This is a genomic window from Vibrio sp. Vb1026 (genome assembly GCF_033338745.1).
In the GTDB taxonomy this organism is placed as follows: domain Bacteria; phylum Pseudomonadota; class Gammaproteobacteria; order Enterobacterales; family Vibrionaceae; genus Vibrio; species Vibrio alginolyticus.
Map to the genome: position 1 here is coordinate 1 of NZ_JAWOTH010000088.1, position 1,398 is coordinate 1,398.

Sequence of the window (1,398 nt, forward strand, 5' to 3'; positions counted from 1 at the left end):
CAGACAAATCTCAACTGGAATGCCTCGCCGTCGATCTGCAACATACGATTACAGAACTTGATTTTGAAGGCGAATGGGGCGAGAGACTGCTTGATATTCGTGCAAAACTGTTGCTTGGCGTGAATGCAGAATCCTTAATCGAGCTGACGTTAAGCACTCTGAAGTTAGTCGTCGAAGCGACTAAGTTTGAGCGCAAAGCGTCAAGCCAATTTCTCGATCAGTTAAACTCAGCGCTGGCGAGTAACCTCAAAACCGTCCATCAAAACGTCGATCAACACCATACTTATTTTGAGCATCGCCAAGAGCTAAATGCAGAAATGAATGGTTTGGTTGAGCTCAGCCAACAATCTCTCGACCAAGCACAGGATTTAGCAGAACTCAAACAAGAAGTCGCTCCATTACTGGCCAAAATGGCCTCGTTAACCGAGCGCCTCAAGATGACGGAAGAGAGAGAACAGGCCCTGCAAGAGCGTTTAAGCTACAGCAAAAATCAGCTTGAAGCGGTGTTTGAAACCACACAAGATTACCGCCGCCGCTTAGACGACCAGACACAGCGAATGTTGCTTGATCCACTCACGAAGGTTTACAACCGAACAGCATTTAACGATCGTCTTGAGCTCGAATACCGTCGTTGGATTCGCTCTCAACAAAATCTACGAGTGGTACTGTTTGATGTCGATAACTTCAAAGCCGTAAACGACAGCTATGGTTATACCGCTGGTGATAAAGCGCTGAAGATCATCGCTCGTGCTATCAATAAGCGCGTGTCTGATACCGAAACCGTCGCTCGCTTTGGCGGTGAAGAGTTTATTCTGCTGATTCCAGAACAAAGTGAAGAATACACATTAGAACTGATGAAGAATATTCAGCGCGATATCTGTCAGCTGCCCTTTAAGTTCCGCGAGCAAAACATCATCATTACTCTGACAGCCGTCTCTACTTCATTTAAGGAATCAGACGCACCAGAATATGTGCTCGATCGCCTTGGGCAAATGCTCACTGACGCTAAAAAACGGGGCACAAACCAGCTAAACTGGAACTAAAAACCGTTCAAAAAACAAGCAAACAAACACTTTTATCCCCTCTCAAACGCTCATAACCTCCCATTTTCAACGAGTTATCACATTTATCCCCTTTCAGTCTGCTAAGCTATTAAAACCCAAGTCACTTCAAGATGATGTATTCATTCATGACGAATATGGCATCTTGAGGTTGCTTGGGACTCGATAACCATAAAACCAAACCCTCCAGCCATCTGAGTAAAACGACACGTACAACTAAGTAAGATGCGTTGGAACTATCCCTCAAAATAATGCAACACAAGGAGGCGTTATGATTACCCATATAAGCCCCGCAGGTAGCATGGACTTGCTATCCCAACTGGAAGTTGAACGCTTA

1 protein-coding gene is annotated in these 1,398 nt (G+C 45.1%); it reads left to right on the forward strand.

Going from position 1 to position 1,398, the window contains the following annotated elements; translation table 11 throughout:
- Positions 1–1,043: GGDEF domain-containing protein (locus tag R7E47_RS24360; RefSeq protein WP_318085258.1), on the forward strand; the 1,043-nt coding region annotated here is incomplete at its 5' end.
- Between the last annotated feature and the right edge of the window lie 355 nt (positions 1,044–1,398).